Source organism: Achromobacter sp. MFA1 R4 (assembly GCF_900156745.1).
In the GTDB taxonomy this organism is placed as follows: domain Bacteria; phylum Pseudomonadota; class Gammaproteobacteria; order Burkholderiales; family Burkholderiaceae_B; genus Achromobacter.
Genome location: NZ_LT707065.1, coordinates 2109878 through 2136292, shown reverse-complemented (window position 1 = coordinate 2136292; position 26415 = coordinate 2109878). Strand labels below are relative to the sequence as shown.

The window sequence follows — 26415 nt, the reverse complement described above, 5'->3', positions numbered from 1 at the left end:
GTCAACCACGGCCCCAGGTGATACGACTCCAGGAAACCCCTCTGAATGGGCATGCCCCCAGTAGGGGTTTCCTGGAAACGCAAAAGCCCGGGGACTGCAAACTGTGCTGTCCCCGGGCAGTTGACGCAGGTCTTACTTGACTTCGACCTTGGCGCCAGCTTCTTCCAGCTTCTTCTTGGCGGCTTCGGCGTCAGCCTTGGCCACAGCTTCCTTGACGGGCTTCGGAGCGCCGTCGACCAGGTCCTTGGCTTCCTTCAGACCCAGACCGGTCAGCTCGCGCACGGCCTTGATGACGCTGACCTTGTTCGCGCCGGCTTCTTGCAGGACGACGGTGAACTCGGTTTGCTCTTCAGCAGCGGCGGCAGCGCCACCAGCGGCGGGAGCAGCGACAGCGACGGCAGCGGCAGCAGCCGACACGCCGAACTTCTCTTCCATTTCCTTGATCAGCTCGGACAGCTCGAGCACGGTCATGCCAGCGATGGCGTCAAGGATTTCAGCTTTGTTAAGTGCCATTTTTCAGAACTCCAAATATTTTGGTAATGCCAGGGTTTGGGTGTCGCTTCGTCGTTCAGCGAATTCCGGACAGCAGGGCGATCAGGCCGCTGCCTTCTGGTCGCGCACGGCAGCGAGGCCACGGGCGAACTTGGTCGGAACTTCGTTGAGCGTACGCACGAATTGCGCGATGGGGGCTTGCATGGTGCCAAGCAGCTTCGACAGCAACTCTTCGCGCGAGGGCATGGTGGCCAGAGCCTTCACACCTTCTTGGTTCAGCAAGTTGTTGGGCAGAGCGCCCGCCTTGATGACCAGCTTATCGTTGCTTTTCGCGAAACCAGCAATGACCTTGGCCGCCGCTACCGGATCAGTGCTGATGCCATAGATCAGCGGACCGGTCAGTTGCTCAGCCAACGGCTCGAAAGCCGTGCCGGCAACAGCACGACGGGCCAGCGAGTTCTTCAGAACACGCAGATACACGCCCGATTCACGCGCAGTTTTGCGCAGTACGGTGACAGAGGCGACGTCCAGACCACGGTACTCAGCGATAACAATCGATTGGGCCTTGGCGACTTCCGCCGAGACTTCCTCGATCACCACCGCTTTCTCTTGACGATTGAGACTCACGGTTTGAACACTCCATCAAAAGACGCCTGGGGCCGGAGCCTTGCGCGTCAACCGAATGCGGCGCCTGGACGAGTTCTTCGGGTAAAGAATTCTTCCTGGGGACGCCGTCTACGCTGGATCCGGACTAGGTGAGCTCCGGGATTAAGCGGGGCAGCGGCGATGCTGCTTTCCTTGCGGAAGGTAGATCCCTTCCACTGCCCTGCTCCAGCGGTCTTTGACAGCAACATCCGGAGGTTTCCGGATGCAGCCCAAAGTACGTTTACTGCTGTTGGCTTAGTTGGAAGCCGACAGCGAGGCAATTTCCACGCGCGCACCGCCGCCCATCGTGGACGAAACGGCGAGCTTGCGCAGGTAGATGCCCTTGGCGGCGGCGGGACGAGCCTTTTGCAGGGCGTCGACCAGCGCGGCCAGGTTGGTTTGCAGCTGTTCCACGCCGAACGACGCACGGCCGATCGTTGCGTGGATGATGCCGGCCTTGTCGGTGCGGTACTGGACCTGACCGGCCTTGGCGTTCTTGACGGCGGTGGCGACGTCGGGCGTCACGGTGCCGACCTTGGGGTTCGGCATCAGGCCGCGCGGGCCCAGGATCTGACCCAGGGCGCCGACGACACGCATCGTGTCGGGCGAGGCGATGACGACGTCAAAGTCCATCTGACCGGCCTTGATGCTGTCGGCCAGATCGTCCAGACCGACGATGTCGGCGCCGGCGGCCTTGGCGGCTTCAGCCTTGTCGCCTTGGGCGAACACGGCCACGCGGACCGACTTGCCGGTGCCGGCGGGCAGCACGACCGAACCGCGAACCAGTTGGTCCGACTTCTTCGGGTCGATGCCGAGTTGCACGGCCACGTCAATGGATTCATTGAACTTGGCGACGGCGGTTTCCTTGACCAGGGTCAGGGCTTCAGCGACCGGGTACAGCTTGGTGCGGTCGATCTTTTGCGCAATAGCGGCGGCGCGCTTGGACAACTTAGCCATGATTAGATCCCCTCAACCGTGATGCCCATGCTGCGGGCGCTACCAGCGATCGTGCGCACTGCAGCTTCCAGATCGGCGGCGGTCAGGTCGGGACCCTTGGCCTTGGCGATTTCTTCAGCTTGAGCGCGGGTCAGCGTGCCGACCTTGTCGGTATGCGGCTTGGCCGAACCCTTTTGCACGCCAGCGGCCTTCTTGATGAGGACCGTCGCGGGCGGGGTCTTCATGATGAAGGTGAAGCTCTTGTCCGCAAAGGCAGTGATCACCACCGGAATCGGCAGACCAGGCTCCATGCCTTGGGTCTTGGCGTTGAACGCCTTGCAGAATTCCATGATGTTCAGGCCGCGCTGACCCAGGGCCGGGCCAATCGGGGGGGAGGGGTTAGCCTTACCAGCCGGTACTTGCAGCTTGATAAAGCCGACGATCTTCTTCGCCATGCTTTGCTCCTTGCGGGTGATATCGCCCTGGCTAATGCGGACAGGGCTCCCCGGGGGTTAAATTCAGGTCTTTTCGACCTGGCTGAAATCGAGCTCGACGGGCGTGGCGCGACCAAAAATGGTGACGGACACACGCACCTTGCTCTTTTCGTAGTTGACTTCTTCGACGTTGCCGTTGAAGTCCGCAAACGGACCTTCCTTGACCCGAACCATCTCGCCCACTTCGAACAGGATCTTGGGGCGGGGTTTCTCGACACCCTCTTCCATCTGGGAGAGGATCTTCTCGACTTCCTTTTCGGAAATCGGGGTCGGACGGTTGCCCGAGCCACCCAAAAAGCCGGTGACGCGGTTGGTGTTCTTGACCAGGTGCCACGTTTCGTCGGTCAGGTCCATTTCAACCAGGACATAACCAGGGAAAATGCGGCGCTCGGTGATCGATTTTTGACCACCCTTGACCTCGACGACTTCCTCGGAGGGCACAAGGATGCGACCAAAAGACGTCTGCAGGCCCGCGCGCTCAATGCGCTCGTTCAGGGCCTTGTGGACGCTTTTTTCCATGCCGGAGTACACATGGACGACATACCAACGCTTACTCATTCGCCGTCCTTATTTCCAGCCCAACAACAGGCCGTAGAGAATCCATTCGATGCCCTTGTCGAGCACCCACATGAAAATGCCCATGACCGCCACGAACGCAAAAACGATACCCGTCATCTGGGTCGTTTCCTTGCGGGTGGGCCACGCGACACGCTTGACTTCGTTGTAGGACTCGCTGGCAAAGCTGAGGGTGCGGCGGCCGGGTTCGCTGAACCAGGCGATCGCGGCTGCGATCACGAGGCCACCGACGAACACACCGATACGGGCGGCCATCGGCTGTGCGCTGAGCACGGAAAACCCGACGATGCCAGCAATAACGACGAGAACCGCCAGTCCGAGCTTGACCCGGTCGGCGGTACTGGTTACGGTTTCTACGCTGGTATTAGACATATTGCGACGCGAGCCGCCGTGAATGCGTAACTCGCGATGATCTCCCGCGGGTTTATCCTGGCGGTGGCAGGGGCAGTAGGAATCGAACCTACAACCTTCGGTTTTGGAGACCGACGCTCTGCCAATTGAGCTATGCCCCTAAACACTTCAACACTACACCTTGCTGCACAGTCGCTAGCACAACTGCTAGGCTCTTACGTCGACTTGCACTTTGGCATTGCTTTGCACTTTGTTCCGCCTGCGTTGGCTTGCGGAACCATACATAGTACTACTTTTACAGCAAAGATGGATAGAGGGGCATGAATGCCCACCCTACCCATCTGGGTATTGCTTACTTCAGGATCTTGGCGACGACGCCGGCGCCGACGGTACGACCGCCTTCACGGATGGCGAAACGCAGACCTTCTTCCATGGCGATCGGGGCCAGCAGCTTGACGGTCATCGTCACGTTGTCGCCCGGCAGAACCATTTCCTTGTCGGCCGGCAGGTCGATCGTGCCGGTCACGTCCGTCGTGCGGAAGTAGAACTGGGGACGATAGCCGTTGAAGAACGGGGTGTGGCGGCCGCCTTCTTCCTTGGACAGGATGTACACCTCGGACGTGAAGTCCGTGTGCGGGGTGATCGAGCCCGGCTTGGCCAGAACCTGGCCGCGCTGGACGTCTTCACGCTTGGTGCCGCGCAGCAGGATGCCCACGTTGTCGCCGGCTTGACCTTGGTCCAGCAGCTTGCGGAACATTTCCACGCCCGTGCAGGTCGTCTTGACCGTCGGAACGATACCAACGATTTCGATTTCTTCGCCGACCTTGATGATGCCGCGTTCGATACGGCCGGTCACCACGGTGCCGCGACCCGAGATCGAGAACACGTCTTCAACCGGCATCAGGAACGCGCCGTCGATGGCACGCTCAGGCGTCGGGATGTACGAGTCCAGCGCGGCAGCCAGCGCCAGGATGGCCTGCTCGCCCAGTTCGCCCTTGTCGCCTTCCAGCGCCAGCTTGGCCGAACCCTTGACGATCGGGGTGTCATCACCCGGGAAGTCGTACTTGGACAGCAGTTCGCGAACTTCCATTTCCACCAGCTCGAGCAGCTCGGCGTCGTCAACCATGTCAGCCTTGTTCAGGAAGACGATGATGTACGGCACGCCAACCTGGCGGCTCAGCAGGATGTGTTCACGCGTTTGCGGCATCGGGCCGTCAGCGGCCGACACGACCAGGATCGCGCCGTCCATCTGGGCAGCGCCCGTGATCATGTTCTTCACATAGTCAGCGTGGCCCGGGCAGTCAACGTGCGCGTAGTGGCGCGTTTCCGTTTCGTACTCGACGTGGGCCGTGTTGATCGTGATGCCGCGGGCCTTTTCTTCAGGAGCTGCATCGATCTGGTCGTAGCCCTTGGCTTCGCCGCCGAACTTGGTCGACAGAACGGTCGTGATCGCCGCCGTCAACGTCGTTTTGCCGTGGTCAACGTGACCAATCGTACCCACGTTCACGTGCGGCTTGGTACGTTCAAACTTGCCTTTTGCCATGGCTGACTCCTGACCTGGATTGCGCTTCTGACTGAAGAAAAGAATTTGGAATTCGTGGTGCCCATGGCGCGGATCGAACGCGCGACCTCTCCCTTACCAAGGGAGTGCTCTACCACTGAGCCACATGGGCAGCATGTACTGATGTCAATCTTGGAGCGGGTGAAGGGAATCGAACCCTCGTCGTAAGCTTGGAAGGCTTCTGCTCTACCATTGAGCTACACCCGCGGCAAACCCTTTCACCTTCTCTTTCCCACACCCTTCGAAATCAAGGCCATCGCAAACCTGACGCCTTCTTTGCGAAGGCAACCTAAGCTTGCTAGGCCTTACATTGCAAATCCAGGCAAACCGCGCCTGGATTCGGGAATGGGTCTCTGGTGGAGGAGGTTGGATTCGAACCAACGTAGGCGCAAGGCCAACAGATTTACAGTCTGCCCCCTTTAACCACTCGGGCACCCCTCCAGCGGAGAACTTGAGATTATGAACACTTTCAAATCCGCTGTCAAACCATTCGGACGAAAAATTCAAAATTTCTGTTCTTCCTCCGCCGCGTTTCCGCGCAGAGGGGGCGAAGCTTACAGGTTTCCGCGAATTGCTGCACGAAAAAGCTGAGAATATTGTTCGGCCGAGAGGTTGAGGGGGTTGGTGCCGGCGGATGGATCCTGGCTTGCCATGCGCCCTACCCGGTCGGCCTGCGCGTCGTCGAGGCCGATTTCCGCGAGGGTGTGAGGAATGCCGACCGCCTTGCGAAGCGCCAGCACCCAGTCGAGCACCGCGTCCGGACCGGCCTGCGGCAGGCCAAGGTAGCGGGCCAGCGTTTCGAGGCGCGGCGCCACCGCTTGTTGATTGGCCTTGAGCACATAGGGCATGAGGATGGCGTTGAGCAGGCCGTGGTGCGCGTCATACAGCGCGCCCAGCGGGTGCGCCAGCGCATGCATGGCGCCCAGCCCGCGCTGGAAGGCGGTGGCGCCCATGCAGGAAGCCACCAGCATTTGCTGGCGCGCCTGCAGGTCGGCGCCGTTTGCCACCGCCTGAGGCAGGTATTCCTTGATGAGTCGCATGGCTTCGACGGCGATACCGGCCGCCATCGGATGGTAGAACGGCGAGCAATAGGCCTCGAGGTTGTGTGAAAGCGCGTCCATGCCGGTGGCCGCCGTAATGCGCGGCGGCAGGCCGACCGTGAGTTGGGCGTCCAGGATGACGATGGACGGGAGCATGCGCGCATGGAAGATGATGCGCTTGACCTGCGCCGACTCGTCAGTGATGACGGATGCGCGCCCGACCTCGGAGCCGGTGCCCGCCGTCGTCGGCACGGCCACCACGGGCGCCATTCCGGAGACATTGACGCGCAGGTAGTTGTCCCCTACGTCTTCGAAGTCCCATAACGGGCGGTCCTGTCCCACCATCAGCGCGATGGCCTTGGCCGCATCCAGCGCGGATCCTCCGCCGAAAGCGATTACGCCGTCATGGCGGCCGCGCTTGAATGCCGTCACGCCGTCGTCGACGTTGCGCCCGGTCGGGTTGCCCTTGATGTCGTGGAACACCGCGCACCCAAGGCCCGCCTCACGGCATGCACGCTCGGCGTGCTCAAGCATCGGCAACGGGGCGAGAGCCGGATCGGTCACCAACAAGGGCCGCTCCATGCCCAGCGCCCGGCAATGGTCGGGCAATTCATCGATGCGGCCAGGGCCCACCTTGATCGCGGTGGGATAGTTCCAGTTGACGGATGGCACGGTCATGGTTCGATTTCCAGAGACTTGGGAGACTTGGCACTGATGGCGGATTGAGTTGGTATCACACGCTGCGCATGTGGAAGGACTTGGGCTGCGTGAGCTGTTCATATCCCACGGGCGACAGCGACGCGCCGCGGCCCGAGTTCTTGACGCCGGTCCACGCAAGCGCGGGGTCGAGATAGTCACAACGATTCATGAAGAACGTGCCGCAGCGCAATTGGCGGCCAATGTGCAGCGCCGCTTCTTCGTCCTGAGTGAACGCGGCAGCCGTCAGGCCATACGGGCTGTCGTTCATGAGCGCAATGGCCTGTTCGTCGCTATCGACGGGCATGATGCCGGCGACCGGGCCGAAGCATTCATCGTTCATGATGTGCATGCGGTGATCGACCTGCGTCAGCAGGGCCGGCGCGACATAACACGAGCTTTCACTCGCATTGCTGAAATGCGAGGGATCAATCACGTTCACGGCGCCAGCGCCGACGGCTTGGGCAATGACGTCGCGAATCTCGGCCGCGGCGCGCGTGCGTACGACCGGGCCCAGCGTCGTTTCCTGCCGCAGCGGGTCGCCCAACACGTAGCGTTCGGTCAGTGCGGCGGCGCGTTCGACGAATTGGTCGTACACGCCGCGGGCCACATAGATTCGCTGGATGCCGCAACACGACTGGCCGGAATTGAAGAACGCGCCATCCACCAATGCATCCACGGCCGCCTCCAGGTTGGCGTCCGCCCTCACGTACGCGGGATCGTTGCCGCCCAGTTCAAGTCCCACGCCGATGAAGCGTCCCGCCGCGCACGCCTGGACCTGGCGCCCCCCGCGCACGGATCCGGTAAAGGACACATAACCGATCTCGGGTGCGCGGATGAGCCGCTGCGTGATGTCATGGTTGGCGTGCAAATACTGGAAAACGCCCTTGGTCGCCCCCGCCTCGCGGAAGGCGCGGTCGATGAGCTCGGCGCACAGGGGCGTCTGGTCCGAATGCTTGAGGATGACGGTATTGCCTGCCATCAAGGCCGGCACGATGCTGTTTACCGCCGTGAGCAACGGGTAGTTCCACGGCGCGATGGTCAACGCCACGCCGATGGGGTCGCGGCTGATGAAGCGGGTAAGACCGGCCTGAGCGGGCGCGGCAATGGGCGCCAGGGCCTGTCCCGCGATTGCGATCATATGGCGGGCCCGGGCCTCGAAGCCGTCGACCTCCAGGGGAGCGTAGCGCAATGGGCGGCCCATCTGGATGGTGATGGCCCGCGCGATCTCGTCCTTGGCCGCCACGAATCGGTCGACCGCGTCCGACACGATGCGTCCCCGCGCCTGCACACCCAGCGCGTGCCAGCCGGGCTGCGCGGCCTGGGCGTCGGCCAGCGCCTGCGCGATCTGCGCTTCGCTCGCGTAGGCCCGGCGGACGACTTCGCGCCCGTCGATCGGGCTGATGGTGATCAGTTCATCGGTCATAGCAAGGCCTGTAGCAAGCGGTGGACGGAATCAGATGATTTCAAAGTAACGCGCCAGCTCCCAGTCGGTGACGTGGCGCCGGAACTGGCGTTCCTCCCATTCACGCGTCGCGGCGTAGTGCTCGACGAATGCGTCTCCGAACAGCAGCCGCGCGGCTTCCGAGCCCCGCAGACGCTGCGCGGCCTCCCACAGCGTCAGAGGCAGGTGCAGATGCGCGGGAAATTGCTGCGTGTAGGCGTTGCCCTGGACCATGGGCTCGGGCGAGAGGCCCTGCTCTATTCCGTACAGGCCGGAGGCCAGCGCCGCAGCCAGGGCAATGTAGGGATTGGCGTCGGCCGAGCCGATGCGCACTTCGACGCGCTGCGACTTGTCGCTGCCGGGGATGAGACGCAGCGCCGTCGTGCGGTTCTCCATGCCCCAGGTGGCGTCCAGCGGCGCCCAATAACCGGGCACCAGGCGCGAGTAGCTGTTGATGGTCTGCGCATAGAGCGCCATGAACTCGGGCAGGTACCGCTGCACCCCGCCCATGAACGCGGCCTGCGTGGCGCTGATGCCGTGCGGCTGCGACTCGTCGAAGAAGGCGGACAACCCCGTCTTGCGGTCGCGCAGCGACAGGTGGATATGACCGCTTTGGCCAGGGTGTTCGGGCGACCACTTTGCCATGAACGTGGCCATCAGGCCGTTCTGCTGCGCGAGCGCCTTGGTGAAGGTCTTGAACAGGAAGGCCTTGTCGCCCGCCGCCGCCGCATGGTCCACGGCGATCGCAGCCTCCAGCACGCCCGGCCCGGTCTCGGTGTGCAGGCCTTCGATGGGCATGTCCATGCGTTCGCACATGTCGAGCAGCTTGCGATAGAAGTCGCCTTCCACCGTGCTTCGCAGCATGGAGTAGCCGAAATTGCCGGGTGTCCAGTTCTCCAGGTTGCGGTAGTGCTTGGCGCGCACGGAATGCGGCGTCTCGCGAAACATGAAGAACTCGTACTCCAGCGCCGCATAGGCGTCGTAGCCCATGCCGGCGGCGCGGTCTATCACGCGGTGCAGCAGGCGACGCGGACAGATGGCGCCGGCGTCGCCTTCGAATTCCGCCAGGAACAGCAGCATGTCTTCGCCGCCCGGCCCCTGCTCCAGCGTGAGCCGGCGCGCGGTCTGCGGCACGATCCTCAGTTTTGCGTCGGGGTAGGCGGTGTGCCAGCCGGTATACCGGGTGTTGTCGTAGAGCTGGTCATCCAGGTCCCACCCGAACACCACGTCGCAAAACGCCAGTCCGCCGTGCAAGGCGCCCAGGAACTTGTCGCGCCGCAGGTATTTGCCCAGCATGACGCCGTCCACGTCGGACAGCCCCACCTTGATGTGCGAGAGCGGGCTGGATTGCACCAGCCGCTGCGCATCTTCCACCGTTGCTACCCCTAGTGCATGCATGCCTGTTCACCTTGTGGCTGAAGCGTTGCGTTGAACTGCGGGTGGGCGGCGCGCCGGTCAGGCCATGGCCGCCCCCAGCAGCCGCATCGCTTCGCGATGCAGCTGCGGCGTGGCGGCCGCGATCACGCGGCCTTGCGACTGCAGGCCCAGCGGCTGTCCCGTCCAATCGGTCATGACGCCGCCCGCGCCCTCGACCACGGGCATCAGGGCAAGGTAGTCGTACGGTTGCAGGCCGGCCTCCACGACGAGATCGATATGGCCGCTGGCCAACAGCCCGTAGCTGTAGCAATCGCCGCCATAGCGGCGCATGCGGCAGGCGGCGGCCAGTGCGTCAAAGGCGGCAAGTTCGGCGCCGCTGAAGATGTCGGGCGCGGTGGCGTAAAGAATGGCCTCTTCCAGCGCGGCGCACGTACTCGTCCTGCACTCGCCGCCGTTCAGACGGGCCGCTGCGCCCGCCGCGCCGATCCAGCGTTCGTCCAGCATGGGGATGTCGATGAGGCCCAGCACGGGCCTGCCCCGGTGCAGCAGCGCCAGCAACGTGCCCCATAACGGGTTGCCGGAAATGAAGGCGCGCGTCCCGTCGATGGGGTCCAGTGACCACACGAGCTCGGCCTCGGCGCGCGAGGCGCCGAATTCTTCGCCGAATATGCCGTGATCGGGATACTGCGCGGCGATGGCCTCGCGCAGGGCTGCCTCGACATCCCGGTCCGCTTGCGTGACGGGACTTTCGTCGGCCTTGGTGTCCACCGGGAGCGGATGCCGGAACCACTTGCGCGACAAGGGGCGCACGCGGTCCGCGAGGGTCTGTGCGAACGCGGCGTACGCAGCAAGCTGATCCGCGGACAGGGCCGGGAAACTCTGCATCGTTGCCCTCCCAAATGGCGAGCGGGGATGACCGGGAAAAAAGGCGCGCGCATGCGCGCTGTCCCAGTCTAGGCAGGTTGCCTCAGCTTTGCAATCGCGGACCGGACGGTGAAACCCCGACTTGTCGCAACGGGCGGCCGGGGGAGGCACGCTGGCCGTGCCGCCCCCGGCCATTGCGCGTTCAATCCAGGGAGACGCCCGCCGTCTTCACCATTTCGGCCCAGTAGGCGGTGTCCTGCTGCAGGCGGGTCTTGAAGGCGTCAGGGGCGCTGCCCACCGGCTGGCTTCCCCCGCTGTTGATCTTGGCGATCACGGCGGGCGACTTCATGGCCTGGTTCACGGCCTGCGCCAGGTAGGCGATGCGTTCGGGAGGCGTGCCTGCCGGGGCGAACAGGCCATACCAGTCATCCGCGGTGATGCCTTCCAGGCCGGCCTGTTTCAAGGTGGGCGCGCTCTTGAAAATGCCGACGCCGTCGCCGTGGCTCATGGCGAGGATGCGCAGCTTTCCTGCGGCCACCATGGGCTCGGCCGACGCGGGCGACGTGATGAGCATGTCCACCGTGCCGCCCATCAGGTCCGTGATGGCGGGCGCCGCCCCGCGGTACGGCACGTGCACGAGCTTGACGTCCGCCTTCTGCGACACCAGGGCGCCCATCAGGTGGCTCATCGTGCCGTTGCCGGGCGTCGCATAGGTAATGACGCCGGGCTGCTTGCGCGCCGCCGCGAGATAGTCGTTCAAGCTCTTGTACGGGCCCTCGGTGCGCGACACCAGCACCAGCGGCGCCGAGGTGATTTGCGAGATCGGCACGAAGTCCTTCAGCGGATCAAAGCCGACGTTCTTGTACAGACGCGGATTGACGGCCATGACGCTGGTCTGCGACATGACGAGCGTGTAGCCATCGGGCTTGGCGCGCGACACTTGCGCCGTGCCGACGCTGCCGCCCGCCCCCGAGCGGTTCTCGACCACCACGCTCTGGCCCGTGATGGCGCCCAGCTCCTGCGCGATCAGGCGCGCGACGCCGTCGTTACCGCCGCCGGGTGGAAACGGCGAGACCACGGTGATGGCCTGTTTCGGAAAGTCTGCCAGCGGTGCGGGCGCCTGGGCATGGGCCGCGATTCCCCACAGCAGACCGGCCACCGCCGTCGCGGCGGTCCTGCAAGCGTGCAATGCGTGTTGCTTCATCTGGATTTCCCCTTGAGTTGGCGGCCGGTTGATCGGCCGTCCTTTGCATTCCGGTTCGCCATGAACCGTCCGCACCCCGGCCGCCATGGCCGCCGGGGCGTATTGATCAGGTTGAAGCGTGGGCCGCGCCGTGAGGTGCGGCGCGGGTGTCAGCCGGCCGGGAATCGGTACGCGGCGCGCTCCCGTTCGTCGATCTGCCTGACCAGGTTGGTTTCCCAGGCGAGATACTGGCGCGCCGCGGCCTTGTTGCCGTCATGACGGTCATGCACGAAGAACAGATAGTCGATGCAGTCGCCGTCGGCCGGATCCGCGGGCGTGGATGCCAGCGGGATCCCCTGCGCGGACCAGCTCTCGGGCGTGCCGGTGTTTGCGCTGACGTCCCCCAAGCCCGACGCGCGCAGATCGTTCGCGGCCCAGGCTGCGAGCGCGGCGTCTTCGGCCAGGAGGATCACGGGACGCGCCGGATCGAGCGGCAGGCGGTCCAGGCGCGGACGGATCGACCAGCGCGCGCCAACGATGTGGTTGGCCCGATACCGCATGCTGGGGCGGATATCGATGACCTGGGCGCCTTGCGCCAGCGCTTGCGAGAGCTCGGCATCGGACAGGACCGCGATAGGCGGGACTGGCGTCTGGACCGGTTCGTTGACCAGCGCGGCGCCAACGCCTTCTTCAAGCGTGCAGGCCTCCCAACCCATTTGCCGCAGCCAGCTTGCGACCACCGGGGCGCGTACGCCTTCGGCATCGAACACCACGATGCGCGCGCCGCGCACGGCCAGGTACTGGTCCGTCGCCTGGATGAGCTGGCCGCCGGGCGCATGCTGCGCGCCAGGCAGGGAACCCTGTGCGAATTCTTCTGCGCTGCGCACATCGCACAGGAACGTGGTGCGCGTTGCGTCGCCCAGCCAGGCCTGCACCTGGGCGGCGTCTGCCGTGGGCACGCCATGGCGCTGCGCGAGCTGCGCGGAACGCTGGGCCAGCGCGGGCACGTCCGCGGGCGGGATGTCGTCGCTATAGCGACGGCGTGCGCCGTGTTCGAGCTGCAGGTCTTCCAGATACCAGCCCTGCGTGCCGTTCTCGAGCGCATAGACAGGATTGGGGACGCCCAGGTTGATCAGCGTCTGCGCGCCGATGATGCTGCGCGTGCGGCCCGCGCAATTGATGACGATGGTGGTGTCCGGCCGCGCGGCCAGCGTATGGGCGCGCAGCGCCAGCTCGCCGTTGGGGCAGCAGATGCCGCCGGGAATGCTCATCTTCTGGTATTCGGCAAATGGCCTGCCATCCAGCACGATGAGATCGTCGCCGCGCCGCTGGCGCTCGGCCAATTCGCGCGCGCCGATGCGCGGGGTGTGGAAAACCTCTTCGGCCAATTCGCCGAAAGTCTTGCTGGGCACGTTCACGCCGGCGAAGGTCGCGTAGCCATCGTGCTGCCACTGTGCGATGCCCCCCGCCAGCCGGTGCACGTCCGTGTAGCCCAGCGCGGCAAGCGCCCGCGCGGCGCGCGCCGCGGTGGGGTCTTCGCCGCCATTGTCGTAGACCACGACGCGCACGCCGCGCCGCGGTGCGAGGCGCACGATGTCGACCTCCAGCCGGCTGTAGGGCACCGGCGCGGCGTAGAACAGATGGGACTCGCCGTATTGGCCATGCTCGCGCACGTCCAGGAGCGCGATTTCGCCACCATCGTGCAGCCACTGCTTGAGCGTATGCGCATCGACGTCGGCGTGGGTATGGTCGTGAAGGGACTGCATCATGAGATTCGGAGGGAACGGAGGGGTTGGGACAACGCGGCAAAACCGCGTTCCAGGTCGGCGATGAGATCGTCGGGATCTTCCAGGCCGATATGCAGGCGCAGCATGGGGCCGCGCACGTCGCTGCCGGGCAGCGACCGTGCGGCCTGCAGGAAAACCGGGATCACCAGGCTTTCGAAGCCGCCCCACGACGCGCCGATGCCAAAGAGCTGCAGACTGTCGATGAGCCGCTCCGCATCGGCGTCGGTGTGCGCATCGGACAGTTCGAGGGTCAGCAGGCCGTTGGCGCCGCAGCAATCGCGCAGCCAGAGGGTGTGAGCCGGATCGCCGGGCAATGCGGGACACAGCACGCGGGACACTTCGGTCCGCGCCTGCAGCCACTGGGCGACCTGCATGGCGCTGCGGGCGTGCTGCGCCATGCGCAGCGGCAGCGTGCGCATGCCGCGCAATACCAGGAACGCATCGTCGGCCCCGACGGTCTGGCCAAAGTCGATCGTGGCGCGTTCCAGCGCGCGCCAGGCGCGTTCGTTCGTGACCACGGCGCCCATCATGACATCGGCATGCCCGCCCAGATATTTGGTGGCCGCCAGAATGGAAATATCGGCGCCCAGGGTGAGCGGCTTCTGTACCAGACCGGACGCCCACGTGTTATCCACAGCCAGCCAGCAATCGTGTTTTTTCGCGGTTGTGGATAACTCGATGAGGTCGGGCATTTCATACGTCAGCGACCCCGGCGACTCCGCATAGATCATGCGGGTGTTCGGACGGATCAGCGCCTCGATGCCCGCGCCATCGGGCCGGTAATACGTGACTTCGATCCCGAGTCGCGTCAGGTGCTCGGCGCAGAACCTGCGCACCGGCTCATAGACGGCGTCGGTGATCAGAACGTGGTCGCCCGCGCGCAAATAGGCAAGCAGGACGGTGGCGATCGCGGCCTGGCCCGTGGGGTACAGCTTGGCGCGAAAGCCCGCTTCCAGCTCGATCAATGCGTCTTCCAGCGCGTGCGTGCTGTCGGTGCCGCGGGCGCCGTATGACGGCAGGCGCTCCTGTTCGCGGCGCGCCCGCGTATCGCGCCAGGCTTGCACGCTGTCGAATACGTAAGTGCTGGCGCGGGAGACCGGCGTGTTGACCCAGCCTTGATGGGGACGCCCCGCTCGCAGCAGGCGCGTCGCGGACCGGAAGGGCTTGCTCATGATCAGCGCCGCGTCTGCACGCCGATGGGCATGATCTTGCAGGTGCCGGTCTCCAGGTCGAAGCCCAGGCGCTGATCCAGGGTTTCCAGCGCGCGTCCGTACATGTGCAGGTGGCGGATGACGCTGTCGCCCTGGATTTCGACGGCGTGGATATCGTCGGGCATCAGCGCGATGCCGGTGCCCGGCCCCACCACGACGGTATCTATCTTTTCCAGCTTGCCCACGCCGGGCACGGAGCCGTCGTCGATACGGTCGTAGACGTAGTTGGTTTCCACGCCTTCGACGGCCGCGATGCACGCCCAGGTGGTGTGGTTGTGCGGCACGATCTTCTTGCCCGGGCGCATGACGTTCAGATAGAGCGCATAGCTTTTGTCGGCGTCCTCGGCGATGAGGTAGCGGGCCTGGCGCTCATCCCCCTCGGGGGCCGGATAGCGGTCGGCGCCCCACCACGCGGTATTGCCGGCCAAGGCGACAAGATCGTCCAGCACGGACTGGAGGCTGTCGCGGTTCAGGCCCTTATTTCCTACAGTTTTTTTAATATTTTCGACGGTGCTGTCGATGCCAGCCTGATGCGGATGTGCGGTGCTCACGTTGACTTTCCCTCTTGTTTCATGAGTTATTGCACTTACTGTATCGCCCGGCTTGGCCCTCAACAATTTAAATTGCTTTAAACATTCATTAGCAGTGGTAATGTATCGGGTTATCCCTGAACCCTTGTGAACCCTTGGATGGCTGGGCTACCCCAATGCGCAACCTGGATCTGGACCTGCTACGCACGCTGACGGCGATCGCCCAGCATGAGACTTTTTCCGAAGCCGCCAACCGGCTGCACAAGACCCAGTCGGCCATCACGCAGCAGATGCAGCGGCTCGAGGCCATGATCGGGCTGCCTCTCTTCGAGAAGCACGGCCGCAACAAGCTGCTGTCCTCGCATGGGCGGCGGCTGGTCGAGTACGCGCGGCACATGCTGGCCATCAACGACGAAGCATTGCGCGCGTTGCAGGACGGGCCCCTGGAGGGCGATCTGCGGTTGGGCGCACCCCTGGACGTGGCCGACACGATCCTGCCCACGCTGCTGACGCACATCGCGCGCGTGGCGCCGCGCGTGAAACTGGAGATCCGTGTCGATCGCAGTCCGTTCCTGATGGATGCGCTGCGTGCCGGCGAAATAGACTTGACCATCTCGACGCGCTTCGACCAGGATTTCGAGGGCGTGGCGTTGCGAACGTCGCCAACGGTCTGGCTGGCCTCGGCCGATTACGTGCACGATCCGCATACGCCCGTGCCGCTGGTGCTGGCCGACGAACCGAGCATTTTTCGGCGCCTGGCGCTCAATGCGCTGGAGCAGGCGCAGGTGCGCTGGCACACGAACTACGTGGCCCCGAACCTGGTGGGGATCAAGGCCGCGCTACGCGCCGGCCTGGGCGTGACCGCGCGCAGCGTGGAGCTGCTGGGGCCGGAAATGCGGGTGCTCGGAGAAAAGGAGGGATTGCCGCCCTTGCCGGACGTGACCTACTTCCTGTGGATAAGGCGTGATCTCATCAATCCGCTCACGCGTCAGGTGTACGACATGCTGCGCACCAACCTGGGCCTCGCGCAGCAGGGCGCCGCGACAGCGTAGGCGTCGCGGCGCGAGGCGTTCAATAGCGGTCGAAGATCTGCTGCAGACCGGCCGGATCGCGGGTGACCGAAAGCGCAAGCATGAGCAGGATGCGCGCCTTCTGCGGATTCAGGTCCCCTGCCGCGACAAAGCCCAGCGTGGCGTCATCGAGTTCGACATCGCGCGCGACAAAGCCGCTGCCCGTCCGACTGGACCGCACGACCGCCACGCCATCATCGGCCGCGCGGCGCAGGCTGTCGATGGCCAGGTCGGTGGCGTTGCCGTCGCCCACCCCCGCCAGCACGATGCCGTCCACCGCGCTGGCCAGGAAATCGATCAGGTCGGCCTGCAGGTTGGCGTGGGCGTAGACGATGTCCACGCGTGGCCAGCCGGCCTTTTCCAGCAATGCGAGTGAAAACTCGCTTTGCGCGCCATACACGGTGGTGTTGCGCGAATAGAAGCACGGCACGCCGCCATGCATGACGCCCGCGCGGCCGCGATTGGGCGACGCGAAGGCGCACAGTCCGGCGCTGGCGATCTTTTGAAGTTCACGGGCGTAGTGCACGTCTTCGTTCATGACGACGAGCGGCCCGCGGCCGCGCGCGTCGGGATGGCGGGCCAGCGCCACTGCGTTGTACAGGTTGGCGGGGCCCTCGGCGCCCAGCGCCGTGGCGGGACGCATGGCGCCTACCAGCACGACGGTCTTGTCATGGCGGTTCACCAGGCTGAGGAAATAGGCGGTTTCCTCGAGCGTGTCCGTGCCATGCGTGATGACGATGCCGGCCACCGAGGCGTCCTGGCAGAGCGCATCCACGCGCTGCGCGAGCGTGCGCCAGACCTCGTGCGTCATGTTCTGGCTGCCGACGTTGGCCACCTGTTCGGCGCGGATCTCGGCGATGCCGGCCAGCTGCGGCACCGCCGCGAGCAGGTCGTTCACGGAAAACGAGCCGGACTTGTAGCCCGCGGACGTGGCATCCGCCTGCGCGCCTGCGATCGTGCCGCCCGTAGCCAGCACCGCGATGACGGGCAAAGCGCGATCAGGCATCCACGGCTCCGGACAGGCCTTGGCGCTCGAGCAGCGAATTCAGGTGTTCCCATCCGTGGAAATCGATCACGATCTGCCCTTTTTCCTTGGCGCCCACTTTCAACGCCACGCGCGTTCCCAGGTGGTCGGACAGCGCTTCTTCCAGGCGGGTCAGGTCGCGCGACACGCCGTTCGCCTTCTTTTTGGGCGAGGCCGAGGTTTCGGCTTCCTTGACGGTCTTGGCGACGAGCTTTTCGGCTTCGCGAACCGACAGGCGGCGCGCGATGATGAGGTTGGCAAGCTGGATCTGGGTGGCTGCGTCCACGGCGAGCAGCGCACGCGCGTGCCCCATGTCCACGTCGCCAGCCAGCAGCATGGTCTGCACGGGCGCGGCCAGATTCAGAAGGCGCAGCAGGTTGCTGGTGGCCGACCGCGAGCGGCCGATGGCCTGCGCGGCCTGTTCGTGCGTGAGGCCGAACTCGTCGAGCAGGCGGCGCACGCCGTGCGCTTCTTCCAGCGGGTTCAGGTCTTCGCGCTGGATGTTTTCGATGAGCGCCATGACGGCCGCATTTTCATCGGCGACCTCGCGCACCAGCACCGGCACTTCTTTCAGGCCCGCAAGCTGCGCCGCGCGGAAGCGGCGTTCACCGGCAATGATCTCGTAATGGCCGGGCGCGTCGCCCAGCGCGCGCACGAGAATCGGCTGCATGATGCCTTGCGTGCGTATCGATTCGGCCAGCTCGCCCAGGGCCCCCTCGTCCATGCGCGTGCGCGGCTGGTACTTGCCGGCGCGCATCTTCGAGATGGGCAGGGTGGACGGCGGACCCTCGGGCTTGGCGACCGCCTTGCCGATGTTGTCGATGGCAGGCGCGTCCGCGCCCAGCAAGGCGTCCAGTCCGCGACCCAATCCCTTGGGTTTCTTGGTGGCCATAGTTAAATCCTCTTTCCTTCTGTCTTTGTATCCCGGGCCCAGGGCTCAGGCGCCCGCCTGCTCGGCGGGCAGGCGGTACCAATACGCGTAACAGTCTTTGAAACCGTAGCGGGCATACAGCGCCCGCGCGGCGGTGTTTTCCGGCTCGACCTGCAGGTAGGCCGTGCGGGCGCCACCGGCGGCGCCTTCGGCCAGCAAATGCTCCACCAGGACGGCGGCATAGCCTTTGCGCCGATGTCCGGGATGGGTAACGATGTCGAACAGGCCAAGCAGGTCGCCGTCGCGCACGGCCATGCCCGCGGCGACCACCTGCCCTGCCGCGTCGGTCGCGAGCACCGGCTGCTTATCCACAGCCAGTCCCGACAAGCGCGCCTGGTGTTCGCCGACGTGCATCGCGGATGCGCCGCGCATGACGCCGACCGCCGCCGCAAAGCGCTCGGCATCGACCATGCTGAAATGCAGATCGCCCCTGCCGCACGTGCGGGGGGCGAGCGGCGTGCTCATGACTCGAGTCTCACCGGTATAGGTATAACCGCGGGCCTCCAGCTCGGCGTCGAGCGAAAAATCGGGGCCGATGGAGGTAATGCGCAGCACCATGGGCAAGCCATGGCGCGCATACAACGATGAACAATACGCCAGCCGCTCATCCAAAGGACGTGTGGATAACCCCAGCACATTCACGCTTCGGACCCGCTTGGCGGGCGAATGGGCAAAACGCACCAGCCAGCCATCATAGATCAGTTGCGCGCCCACCGCGGTGGCATTGAGCGCCGCCTCTTCGAGCCGCACGCGCAGCGCATCGCGCACGTCGGCGGGCGGCGTGGAGCAGGCTGTCTGTGGCGGAAAAAAGAGCGCGGCGTCGGGCATCGGGTACGGCTAGTTCAGGTCTTTCCGGACGCGCTCGATCATTTCGGCGCCGAACGAGATGTACGCTTGCGCACCCCGCGAGGCGCGGTCATACACGACGCCCGGCATGCCGTAACTGGGGGCTTCGGCAAGGCGCACGTTGCGCGGCACCACGGTCTTGAAGACCTTGTCGCCGAAGTGCGATTCGAGCTGCGCGGACACCTGCTGTTGCAGGGTCATGCGCGGATCGAACATGACGCGCAACAATCCGATGACGCGCAGGTCATCATTGATGTTGCGGTGAACGCGCTTGATGGTGTTGACCAGGTCCGACAGTCCTTCGAGCGCAAAGTATTCGCACTGCATCGGAATGATGACGCCATGCGCCGCGGCCAGGCCGTTGAGCGTCAGCAGGGACAGCGTGGGCGGGCAGTCGATGAGCACGAAGTCGTACTGGCTGGCGACGGTGTCGATCGCGGCCTTCAACTGGCGTTCGCGCTGGTCCATCTGCACCAGGTCGATCTCGGCGCCCGAGAGTTCGCGGTTGGCGGGCAGGACGTCGTAACCGCCCGACTCCGACTTCACGCGCGCCTGCTCGATCGAGGACTCACCGATCAGCACCTGATACAGATTGGATTCAAGCGAATTCTTATCGATGCCGCTGCCCATCGTGGCATTGCCCTGCGGATCCAGGTCCACCAGCAGCACGCGTTGGTTGTGCGTGGCAAGGCCAGCCGCCAGGTTGATGGCGGTCGTGGTCTTGCCCACGCCGCCCTTCTGATTGGCAATGCAGAATACGCGGGCGGATGTGCTGGGGGGTATGTTCTTCATAGGGTTCCTTGACTGCGGCGCATCCAGATCAGGCAGCGTTCTGCTTGCAGCTCCGGGACTTGGAGCGGCTGAATATGGTCGACTTGCCATTCCCCGCGCGCATGCAGCGCCTGGATTTCTTCTTCGGGGACCTTGCCCTTCATGGCGACGAGGGTACCATTCTTGGCCACGTGGCGACCCGCGAGTTGCGCAAAATCATCCAATGATGCAAACGCTCGCGAGGTGACGATGTCGCACTCGGCGGGATCCAACGTTTCTATGCGCGCGTGCCGCGATTGCAGGTTGGGCAACGCCAACGCGCCGCTCATCTGACGCACGAACGCGGTCTTCTTTTCGACGGCGTCGATGCAGGTCACGGACCAGGCGGGCCGCATGATCGCCAGGACGACGCCAGGCAGGCCGCCGCCCGAGCCGACGTCGTAGACCTTGGCCGGCGCATCGGGCGCGGCCAGCGCCTCGCTGAAGGGCCTTACGGCAGCCAGGCTGTCGAACAGGTGCTGCACGAGCATCTGCTGCGGATCGCGGATCGCGGTGAGGTTGTACGTGCGATTCCAGCGCTGCATCTGCGCCAGGTAGCTCAGCAGCTTGGCAATGGCCGCATCGTCGGCGCACAGGCCCAGTTCCTCGCATGCGCGAGTGAGTCGGCCGGCCATGTCCGAGCCGGCCTGATTGGCGGGCGCGCTCATGCCGCTTGCTTGCGCGAGCCGTAATGCAGGCGCTTGAGATGGATGAGCAGGAGCGAAATCGCGGCCGGGGTGACGCCGGAGATGCGCGCGGCCTGGCCGATGGTCTCCGGACGATGGGTCTTGAGCTTCTGGCGCACTTCAAACGACAGGCTGGTCACGGCGTCGTAATCGACATCCGCGGGAATCGGTTGCTGTTCATGGGCGATGTGCTTCTGGACCTCGTCCTGCTGGCGAGCGATGTAGCCCGCATACTTGACCTGGATCTCGACCTGCTCGGACAGCACATCGTCCTCGACCACGCCCGGGCCGGCCAGCAGCGAGCCGTCGGCATTGCGCGCCGCCATCAGGGCCTCATACGACACATTCGGGCGCTTCAGCAGGTCAGCGAGTGAGTACTCACGTTCAATTGCCTTGCCCAAGAGGGGCTCGGCCACCTCGGCGGGCAGGAGCCGCGGATTAACCCATGAGGATTTCAAGCGCTCGACTTCGGCGGCCACTGCATCGCGCTTGCGATTGAATGCATCCCAGCGCGCATTGTCGACAATTCCGAGTTGGCGTCCGATTTCGGTCAGGCGCAGGTCGGCGTTATCTTCGCGCAGGCTCAGGCGGTACTCCGCGCGCGAGGTGAACATGCGGTAGGGTTCCGTCACGCCGCGCGTGACCAGATCGTCCACCAACACGCCCAGGTAAGCCTCGTCCCGACGCGGCGTCCACTGGTCACGGTCCTGCGCTTTGAGCGCGGCGTTCACGCCGGCCAGGAGGCCCTGTGCCGCGGCCTCTTCGTAGCCGGTCGTGCCGTTGATCTGACCCGCGAAAAACAGGCCGTTGATCGCCTTGGTTTCGAGCGTGCTCTTGAGTCCACGTGGATCGAAATAATCGTATTCGATCGCGTACCCGGGCCGCATGATGTGCGCGTTCTCCAGGCCGGGCAGCGAATGGATCAGGTCGAGCTGCACATCGAAAGGCAGGCTGGTCGACACACCGTTGGGATAGACCTCGTGGGTGTCCAGCCCTTCAGGTTCAAGAAAGACCTGGTGAGATTGCTTGTCGGCGAAGCGATGGATCTTGTCCTCGATGGAAGGACAGTAGCGCGGGCCCACCCCTTCGATGACGCCGCTGTACATCGGCGAGCGGTCAAGACCGCCGCGGATGATGTCGTGCGTGCGGGCGTTGGTGTGGGTGATCCAGCAGGGAAGCTGCTTCGGGTGCATGGACACATTGCCCATGTACGAGAACACGGGAATCGGATCCAGGTCGCCGGGCTGCTCCTCGAGCACCGCGTAGTTGATCGTGCGACCGTCGATGCGCGGCGGCGTGCCGGTCTTCAGGCGGCCTTGGGGAAGCTGCAGTTCCTTCAGGCGTTGACCCAGCGAGATGGCTGGCGGATCGCCGGCGCGGCCGCCCGAGTAGTTCTGCAACCCGACGTGGATCAGGCCATTGAGGAAAGTACCTGCCGTCAGCACCACCGTCTTGGCGCGGAACTTCAGGCCGACTTGCGTCACCGCGCCCACGACACGGTCGCCCTCCACCATCAGGTCCTCGACGGCCTGCTGGAACAGCCAGAGATTCGGTTGGTTCTCCAGGCGTCCGCGGATCGCCTTCCGGTACAGGACGCGGTCCGCCTGCGCGCGCGTGGCGCGCACGGCCGGGCCCTTCGATCCATTCAGGATGCGGAACTGAATGCCGGATTCATCCGTGGCCAAAGCCATGGCCCCGCCCAGGGCATCCACCTCTTTGACAAGATGGCCCTTGCCAATTCCGCCGATGGACGGATTGCACGACATTTGGCCAAGGGTTTCGATGTTGTGCGTAAGCAGCAGCGTCTGCGCGCCCGACCGAGCAGCGGCCAAGGCCGCCTCAGTACCGGCGTGGCCGCCACCGACGACGATGACATCGAATTCGCGGGGATAGTCCATGATGGGGGAGATGTAGGAGAGAGCGTTCGGCGCTCATTATAGAGGCAGGGGTGGCATGTTTCACGTGAAACATGTTGCGCGCAGTCTGCACGCGGCGAAATTGAAATCGGTGTCGGAGCCAATGCCTGTTCGTGGGGGCGAAAAGTGTTGGCACGTGCCGGCGTATAGGCCTCTGGTTCCACGTGGAACATGACTGTGCATTGTCGCGCGGAGGGGCTTGTTGGCGACCGATGTTTCACGTGGAACATCCCTGGCCTGTATTCCTGCCTTGGCCTCTGGGAAACATTGCGGCGGCCTGCGGTGATGCGTCATCTTAATCGCTTAGTTTGAATCCACTCCCCGGTTAGGTCACTGGGCGGCGGCGGGTTCAGGTGCGAAACACACCACCCCTATGCCGCAGTCAGCCCGATTAGGGAGAGACGTCGCCTCGCGCCAGGGCCGGTCCGGGTGCGCTGGCGCTGTGGAACAAGAGGATCCGGTGCGTGAATGTTCCACGTGAAACATGGACGAGATGCGGGTCGGGTACCTTCGCGCCCTGCCCTTCCCTATGTTTCACGTGGAACATTTTGCGTAAATACCTACACGGATCGGGGCGACGTTGCCCTGGCTGGACCACAAAAGTGGTGAATGTGACTCAACAGAAAACTAGGCTGCCAAAGAAGCAGCGAGCCGAGGCAGACATTCCGATCAGCACGCATGGCCATGTTTCACGTGGAACAACAGGGTCTTTTCGCGAAAGCAGGCGCGCCACCCGCCTCGACTGTTTCACGTGAAACACACGCGGTCGCGTAGATTCGACGTCAGATGGCTAAAACACTAAAGAGACCTGACGGAATGAACGCACACCAAATTACGGCTACCCGCAGCCGACAAAGGTAAGAAATATGAAAAAAAACGATTTATTCCACCCTACCCTACCCCTTAGCCGAAAAAAGGGAATTTTTGGCATTTACCAAACTCAGAAGCTCCCGAAAATCGCACGGAGAGATTTTCGAAGACAGCACCAACAATGAGTAAGGGAAGAACGCGATGCGGAAACTTACCGATGGTCCTGGGTGAAATAGCACCGACTACCAGCACAAAAAACGAGGTGCAATTTTCGAAGCTGTGGCTAGCCGTACCTGATTCATTCGCCTCCCACTTCGAGGCGGAATCCAGGACTCGATCGACCTAGCTCATTTATCCACAGATCTACTAAAGTCGCGACCCTCTATGGAAAACACGTTGCCGCGCAAAGCAACTGCAGGGTTACGCACATTCTTATCAACAGGCAAACAGCGGGCAGTACTTATAAAGTCAGTTATCCACGTGAAAACGGCAAAACCCGCAAGGTCCGACTTAACACCGTCGCCGAATCACTTGCAAGGCGGCAAGTGGACCTCACTCCGCCAGCACGGATTACTCGCCAGCCCTGTACTTATCCACATCGCGTCAACCCGATCCCGTTGTATGCCGATGGGACGCCGTCCACGGGAAACCCACCCGTGCAAGGTCCAACTCCCACCGTCGCAGCCGGAACCAGAACAGAATGAACTCCAACTCCAAACCGCTGTCAAAACGCGCTGCGCAAATCGGGGCGATTTATTCACAAAATTATCCCCACCCCTGATTCGCATGTCTGCTTCCCACACCAAAAGCCGCAGGCTTCATTGACCCGACAATTATCTTGCTCGTACTCAATGAACCGCGCCATCATCCATATGGCCGATGTGTGGAAGGTTCACGCGAAACGCTGTGGAAAAGTCGCTGGCGCGATCTTGCGGTGGATTTGGCCGTCACGCTGACCGCCCTATTGGAAGCAATCACCAGAGCACCCGCGCCGCGAAAACGCCCGCACACACGGCGCCCTCCTCTCACACTTTCGGCAATATCCCCATTTCTATCCACAGGTTGACACCCCCAATTTGGCGTATCAGGGAAGTAATTCTGTGCATAACCGGGATGGGGATATCTTTGTGAACAACCGCCCATAAAGCGCCGTAAATGCGTGCCGCCGCACGCGTTAATTGCCATGGAGCTCGGCTTCAAGCCAGACCGGCCAGCCGATGGAAAGGGACTGTTTCCCTATGAAAACCGAGTGTGAGGCGCCGGATTCCAGGGAGATTGAACGGCTGGAGGACGTATCGGAGAAGCCCGGTAATCCTGTTGCGATTAATACGGATAACTGTGCAAAACCGGGCGGCTGTGCGTGCGTTGCTTCATTACTGAGCATCGAAATGCTCATATACGGAAATAATTATCCACAGAGTTATCCAGTGCTCGAGGATATGTTAGTGAATACTAACTTCTGCGTGCCGGCGCCGCGCAGGCGTCCCTTTTCGCGGACGCCCAAATGAAACAACGCCCCAGACCATGAGGTCTTGGGGCGTTGTAGCCAGGCCGAGCCTGGCGGACGGGAAATTGGGATTTCCCGATTTAGAGCGGGCGAATTTCGGCCGCTTGAGGTCCTTTCGGACCATCCTTGACTTCGTATTCGACTTCCTGGCCTTCGTTAAGGCTGCGATAGCCGCGACCCTGGATGGCGGAAAAGTGTGCGAACACATCGGTGCCGCCCACGTCCGGCGTGATGAAACCGAAACCCTTGTCAGCGTTGAACCACTTGACTTTGCCCTTCTGAGCCATTTTTTCTAGCGTCCTGTAATTAAATCGAAATGCAATGAATCAAGGACGCCGTGCGAACTGAACGATCGGTGCAAAACCTGAGTTCCCGCTTGTCGCCTGTGCCACAGAACGAGTCTGCGCGCTGCTTGAATCAACTGCGGAATCAGCATACTCATCCCGCATTACAGAGTCATATAGTTGTTTACCCCAATGTCGTATTTTTTGCACTGGGAGGCCATACCGCTACGCGGAATTATCCCGGCGCCGCGCCAGAAATGCGTAAACCGGACCCGTGACGATCACGACGAAAACCATGCGTGTGACGTGAAACGCCGTCACTACCGGCACACCCAGCTGCAGCACCTTCGCAGTGATGGCCATCTCCGCGATGCCGCCCGGCGTCGTGCCCAGGATCAATGTCGGAATGGGCGCCGCGGACCACAATGACAGCAATGCGCCGACGCCGAACGCAAGCGCCAAAGCCAATACCGTAAAGCCCGCCACCGCGGCAATGAAGCGCGGCGCAGCACGGAAAAAATCCGGCCGGTAACGGTCGCCAAGCGACCAGCCGATAAGCAACTGTCCGGCCTTGGGCACATAATCCGGCAGCGCGGACAATTCAATGCTGCAAGCCGTCAGCACCATCGCGGCAAGCATGGGCCCCAGGACCCAAGGATTGGGCAGCCGCAGCTTGATAAACGCCGCGCCGCCCACCATGGTCAGCGCGACCAGCGCAATCAAGCCCACACCGTGCACCTCGGTGGGCCCGGGCACCGTCGGATCCAGGCCCGCCACGCCCCACCACTGAAAAATGAACGGCACCGCGACCACCACGAGCAACACGCGGACGCTGTGCGCGGTGGCCACGCGATCGATCCGGGCGCCATGGCGTTCAGCCAGATTGGCCATTTCGCTCGCGCCACCGATTGCCGATGAAAACCATGCCGTCTTGAAATCCACATCGGTGTAGCGACGAAGGATGGCCGTACCCAGAAACGCAAGCGCCAGCGCGAACAGCATCCCCACCAAAATGGGCCCGGCATTGTTCCCGATATGGCCAATCACCTGCGGCGTGAAGTACAGCCCCAGCGACGTTCCGATGACCCATTGGCCCGCATTGCGCGCCGGGCGTGGACACGCCGTTCCCAATCCGGCGATCCTGGTCGCCGCGGTCAACAGCAACGCGCCCAGCATCCAGGGCAGCGGCATGTGCGCCCATACCGCAAGCAGCGCGCCGACCAGCGCGACGCAAAATCCACCCAGCACCCGCACCCACTTGTTGTGAACCACAATCCCGTCCGCGTAAATGCCCATGAAAAATGAATTATGAGTTAGTGGGATACTTACGAAAACTTTCCTTGG

At 63.4% G+C, this 26415-nt stretch carries 24 protein-coding genes and 4 tRNA genes; 1 reads left to right on the top strand and 27 read right to left on the bottom strand.

The window, feature by feature from the left end:
* Positions 1 to 132: 132 nt before the first annotated feature.
* The 19 genes from rplL to BXA00_RS09560 all read right to left on the bottom strand — a co-directional run bounded on the left by rplL (position 133) and on the right by BXA00_RS09560 (position 15208).
* A complete protein-coding gene (rplL, locus tag BXA00_RS09650) occupies positions 133 to 513 on the bottom strand; it encodes a 50S ribosomal protein L7/L12 (RefSeq protein WP_008157777.1) in 381 nt (126 codons plus the stop codon).
* An 81-nt stretch (positions 514 to 594) separates the two neighbouring features.
* Positions 595 to 1119 carry a 50S ribosomal protein L10 gene (rplJ, locus tag BXA00_RS09645; protein ID WP_056320723.1) on the bottom strand — a complete coding sequence of 175 codons (525 nt, stop codon included), beginning with the start codon at positions 1117 to 1119 and terminating at the stop codon, positions 595 to 597.
* 273 nt (positions 1120 to 1392) lie between these two features.
* On the bottom strand, positions 1393 to 2094 hold the full coding sequence (rplA, locus tag BXA00_RS09640; protein WP_056320726.1) for a 50S ribosomal protein L1: 702 nt from the start codon (positions 2092 to 2094) through the stop codon (positions 1393 to 1395).
* A gap of 2 nt (positions 2095 to 2096) precedes the next feature.
* A complete protein-coding gene (gene rplK, locus BXA00_RS09635) occupies positions 2097 to 2528 on the bottom strand; it encodes a 50S ribosomal protein L11 (RefSeq protein WP_043542688.1) in 432 nt (143 codons plus the stop codon).
* Between the two features lie 63 nt (positions 2529 to 2591).
* Entirely contained in the window at positions 2592 to 3125 is a 534-nt protein-coding gene (nusG, locus tag BXA00_RS09630; RefSeq protein WP_006389586.1) for a transcription termination/antitermination protein NusG, read from the bottom strand.
* Between the two features lie 9 nt (positions 3126 to 3134).
* The gene (secE, locus tag BXA00_RS09625; RefSeq protein ID WP_056571941.1) at positions 3135 to 3515 is read right to left on the bottom strand and encodes a preprotein translocase subunit SecE; all 381 of its coding nucleotides are present in this window, start codon (positions 3513 to 3515) and stop codon (positions 3135 to 3137) included.
* Between the two features lie 64 nt (positions 3516 to 3579).
* Positions 3580 to 3655: transfer RNA gene (locus BXA00_RS09620), tRNA-Trp, on the bottom strand.
* A gap of 191 nt (positions 3656 to 3846) precedes the next feature.
* Positions 3847 to 5037 (bottom strand): elongation factor Tu, encoded by a 1191-nt coding sequence (gene tuf / locus BXA00_RS09615; RefSeq protein WP_062839263.1) that lies wholly within the window; start codon positions 5035 to 5037, stop codon positions 3847 to 3849.
* A 55-nt stretch (positions 5038 to 5092) separates the two neighbouring features.
* Positions 5093 to 5167 (bottom strand) — tRNA-Thr (locus BXA00_RS09610).
* A gap of 21 nt (positions 5168 to 5188) precedes the next feature.
* Positions 5189 to 5262, bottom strand: a tRNA-Gly gene (locus tag BXA00_RS09605).
* 147 nt (positions 5263 to 5409) lie between these two features.
* Positions 5410 to 5496 (bottom strand) — tRNA-Tyr (locus BXA00_RS09600).
* 113 nt (positions 5497 to 5609) lie between these two features.
* Entirely contained in the window at positions 5610 to 6773 is a 1164-nt protein-coding gene (locus tag BXA00_RS09595) for an iron-containing alcohol dehydrogenase (protein WP_076518316.1), read from the bottom strand.
* 55 nt (positions 6774 to 6828) lie between these two features.
* The gene (locus tag BXA00_RS09590) at positions 6829 to 8217 is read right to left on the bottom strand and encodes an aldehyde dehydrogenase family protein (protein ID WP_076518315.1); all 1389 of its coding nucleotides are present in this window, start codon (positions 8215 to 8217) and stop codon (positions 6829 to 6831) included.
* A 30-nt stretch (positions 8218 to 8247) separates the two neighbouring features.
* Positions 8248 to 9633, bottom strand: a complete 1386-nt coding sequence (locus BXA00_RS09585) for a glutamine synthetase family protein (protein ID WP_076518314.1) — start codon at positions 9631 to 9633, stop codon at positions 8248 to 8250.
* Between the two features lie 57 nt (positions 9634 to 9690).
* The gene (gene hisN / locus BXA00_RS09580) at positions 9691 to 10497 is read right to left on the bottom strand and encodes a histidinol-phosphatase (protein ID WP_076518313.1); all 807 of its coding nucleotides are present in this window, start codon (positions 10495 to 10497) and stop codon (positions 9691 to 9693) included.
* Positions 10498 to 10678: 181 nt separating this feature from the next.
* A complete protein-coding gene (locus tag BXA00_RS09575) occupies positions 10679 to 11680 on the bottom strand; it encodes a tripartite tricarboxylate transporter substrate binding protein (protein WP_076518312.1) in 1002 nt (333 codons plus the stop codon).
* A gap of 149 nt (positions 11681 to 11829) precedes the next feature.
* Positions 11830 to 13425 (bottom strand): rhodanese-like domain-containing protein, encoded by a 1596-nt coding sequence (locus BXA00_RS09570; RefSeq protein WP_076518311.1) that lies wholly within the window; start codon positions 13423 to 13425, stop codon positions 11830 to 11832.
* Complete coding sequence (gene metC / locus BXA00_RS09565) at positions 13425 to 14618, bottom strand: cystathionine beta-lyase (protein ID WP_076518310.1); 1194 nt, start codon at positions 14616 to 14618, stop codon at positions 13425 to 13427. Before metC ends, BXA00_RS09570 begins: the two co-directional genes overlap by 1 nt.
* 2 nt (positions 14619 to 14620) lie before the next feature.
* Entirely contained in the window at positions 14621 to 15208 is a 588-nt protein-coding gene (locus tag BXA00_RS09560; protein ID WP_076518309.1) for a cysteine dioxygenase family protein, read from the bottom strand.
* 155 nt (positions 15209 to 15363) lie between these two features.
* Between BXA00_RS09560 and BXA00_RS09555 the strand changes: the two genes are divergently transcribed.
* The gene (locus BXA00_RS09555) at positions 15364 to 16239 is read left to right on the top strand and encodes a LysR substrate-binding domain-containing protein (RefSeq protein WP_076518308.1); all 876 of its coding nucleotides are present in this window, start codon (positions 15364 to 15366) and stop codon (positions 16237 to 16239) included.
* 19 nt (positions 16240 to 16258) lie between these two features.
* Here the strand turns inward: BXA00_RS09555 and BXA00_RS09550 are convergent, their stop codons facing one another.
* The 8 genes from BXA00_RS09550 to BXA00_RS09515 form a co-directional block, all read right to left on the bottom strand.
* Entirely contained in the window at positions 16259 to 17263 is a 1005-nt protein-coding gene (locus BXA00_RS09550; protein ID WP_076518307.1) for an asparaginase, read from the bottom strand.
* Entirely contained in the window at positions 17256 to 18173 is a 918-nt protein-coding gene (locus BXA00_RS09545) for a ParB/RepB/Spo0J family partition protein (protein WP_076518306.1), read from the bottom strand. The genes BXA00_RS09550 and BXA00_RS09545 overlap by 8 nt, the downstream gene beginning before the upstream one ends.
* Before the next feature lie 45 nt (positions 18174 to 18218).
* Positions 18219 to 19040 carry a GNAT family N-acetyltransferase gene (locus BXA00_RS09540; protein ID WP_076518305.1) on the bottom strand — a complete coding sequence of 274 codons (822 nt, stop codon included), beginning with the start codon at positions 19038 to 19040 and terminating at the stop codon, positions 18219 to 18221.
* 9 nt (positions 19041 to 19049) lie between these two features.
* Positions 19050 to 19850 (bottom strand): ParA family protein, encoded by an 801-nt coding sequence (locus tag BXA00_RS09535; RefSeq protein ID WP_076518304.1) that lies wholly within the window; start codon positions 19848 to 19850, stop codon positions 19050 to 19052.
* The gene (gene rsmG, locus BXA00_RS09530; protein WP_076518303.1) at positions 19847 to 20536 is read right to left on the bottom strand and encodes a 16S rRNA (guanine(527)-N(7))-methyltransferase RsmG; all 690 of its coding nucleotides are present in this window, start codon (positions 20534 to 20536) and stop codon (positions 19847 to 19849) included. The genes BXA00_RS09535 and rsmG overlap by 4 nt, the downstream gene beginning before the upstream one ends.
* On the bottom strand, positions 20533 to 22452 hold the full coding sequence (gene mnmG, locus BXA00_RS09525) for a tRNA uridine-5-carboxymethylaminomethyl(34) synthesis enzyme MnmG (RefSeq protein WP_076518302.1): 1920 nt from the start codon (positions 22450 to 22452) through the stop codon (positions 20533 to 20535). The genes rsmG and mnmG overlap by 4 nt, the downstream gene beginning before the upstream one ends.
* A gap of 2415 nt (positions 22453 to 24867) precedes the next feature.
* Positions 24868 to 25074, bottom strand: a complete 207-nt coding sequence (locus BXA00_RS09520; protein ID WP_056566091.1) for a cold-shock protein — start codon at positions 25072 to 25074, stop codon at positions 24868 to 24870.
* Positions 25075 to 25296: 222 nt separating this feature from the next.
* On the bottom strand, positions 25297 to 26367 hold the full coding sequence (locus tag BXA00_RS09515; RefSeq protein ID WP_076518301.1) for an AbrB family transcriptional regulator: 1071 nt from the start codon (positions 26365 to 26367) through the stop codon (positions 25297 to 25299).
* Positions 26368 to 26415: the final 48 nt, after the last annotated feature.

Excerpts from the sequence above, each read along its gene's own strand:
- BXA00_RS09515 (WP_076518301.1), bottom strand. The coding sequence starts at position 26,367 with ATGGGCATTTACGCGGACGGGATTGTGGTTCACAACAAGTGGGTGCGG.
- nusG (WP_006389586.1), bottom strand. The coding sequence starts at position 3,125 with ATGAGTAAGCGTTGGTATGTCGTCCATGTGTACTCCGGCATGGAAAAA.
- BXA00_RS09570 (WP_076518311.1), bottom strand. The coding sequence starts at position 13,425 with ATGCAGTCCCTTCACGACCATACCCACGCCGACGTCGATGCGCATACG.
- mnmG (WP_076518302.1), bottom strand. The coding sequence starts at position 22,452 with ATGGACTATCCCCGCGAATTCGATGTCATCGTCGTCGGTGGCGGCCAC.
- tuf (WP_062839263.1), bottom strand. The coding sequence starts at position 5,037 with ATGGCAAAAGGCAAGTTTGAACGTACCAAGCCGCACGTGAACGTGGGT.
- rplK (WP_043542688.1), bottom strand. The coding sequence starts at position 2,528 with ATGGCGAAGAAGATCGTCGGCTTTATCAAGCTGCAAGTACCGGCTGGT.
- secE (WP_056571941.1), bottom strand. The coding sequence starts at position 3,515 with ATGTCTAATACCAGCGTAGAAACCGTAACCAGTACCGCCGACCGGGTC.
- metC (WP_076518310.1), bottom strand. The coding sequence starts at position 14,618 with ATGAGCAAGCCCTTCCGGTCCGCGACGCGCCTGCTGCGAGCGGGGCGT.
- rplA (WP_056320726.1), bottom strand. The coding sequence starts at position 2,094 with ATGGCTAAGTTGTCCAAGCGCGCCGCCGCTATTGCGCAAAAGATCGAC.
- BXA00_RS09555 (WP_076518308.1), top strand. The coding sequence starts at position 15,364 with ATGCGCAACCTGGATCTGGACCTGCTACGCACGCTGACGGCGATCGCC.
- BXA00_RS09585 (WP_076518314.1), bottom strand. The coding sequence starts at position 9,633 with ATGCATGCACTAGGGGTAGCAACGGTGGAAGATGCGCAGCGGCTGGTG.
- BXA00_RS09545 (WP_076518306.1), bottom strand. The coding sequence starts at position 18,173 with ATGGCCACCAAGAAACCCAAGGGATTGGGTCGCGGACTGGACGCCTTG.
- BXA00_RS09590 (WP_076518315.1), bottom strand. The coding sequence starts at position 8,217 with ATGACCGATGAACTGATCACCATCAGCCCGATCGACGGGCGCGAAGTC.
- BXA00_RS09540 (WP_076518305.1), bottom strand. The coding sequence starts at position 19,040 with ATGCCCGACGCCGCGCTCTTTTTTCCGCCACAGACAGCCTGCTCCACG.
- BXA00_RS09535 (WP_076518304.1), bottom strand. The coding sequence starts at position 19,850 with ATGAAGAACATACCCCCCAGCACATCCGCCCGCGTATTCTGCATTGCC.
- BXA00_RS09595 (WP_076518316.1), bottom strand. The coding sequence starts at position 6,773 with ATGACCGTGCCATCCGTCAACTGGAACTATCCCACCGCGATCAAGGTG.
- BXA00_RS09520 (WP_056566091.1), bottom strand. The coding sequence starts at position 25,074 with ATGGCTCAGAAGGGCAAAGTCAAGTGGTTCAACGCTGACAAGGGTTTC.
- BXA00_RS09575 (WP_076518312.1), bottom strand. The coding sequence starts at position 11,680 with ATGAAGCAACACGCATTGCACGCTTGCAGGACCGCCGCGACGGCGGTG.
- rsmG (WP_076518303.1), bottom strand. The coding sequence starts at position 20,536 with ATGAGCGCGCCCGCCAATCAGGCCGGCTCGGACATGGCCGGCCGACTC.
- BXA00_RS09550 (WP_076518307.1), bottom strand. The coding sequence starts at position 17,263 with ATGCCTGATCGCGCTTTGCCCGTCATCGCGGTGCTGGCTACGGGCGGC.
- hisN (WP_076518313.1), bottom strand. The coding sequence starts at position 10,497 with ATGCAGAGTTTCCCGGCCCTGTCCGCGGATCAGCTTGCTGCGTACGCC.
- rplL (WP_008157777.1), bottom strand. The coding sequence starts at position 513 with ATGGCACTTAACAAAGCTGAAATCCTTGACGCCATCGCTGGCATGACC.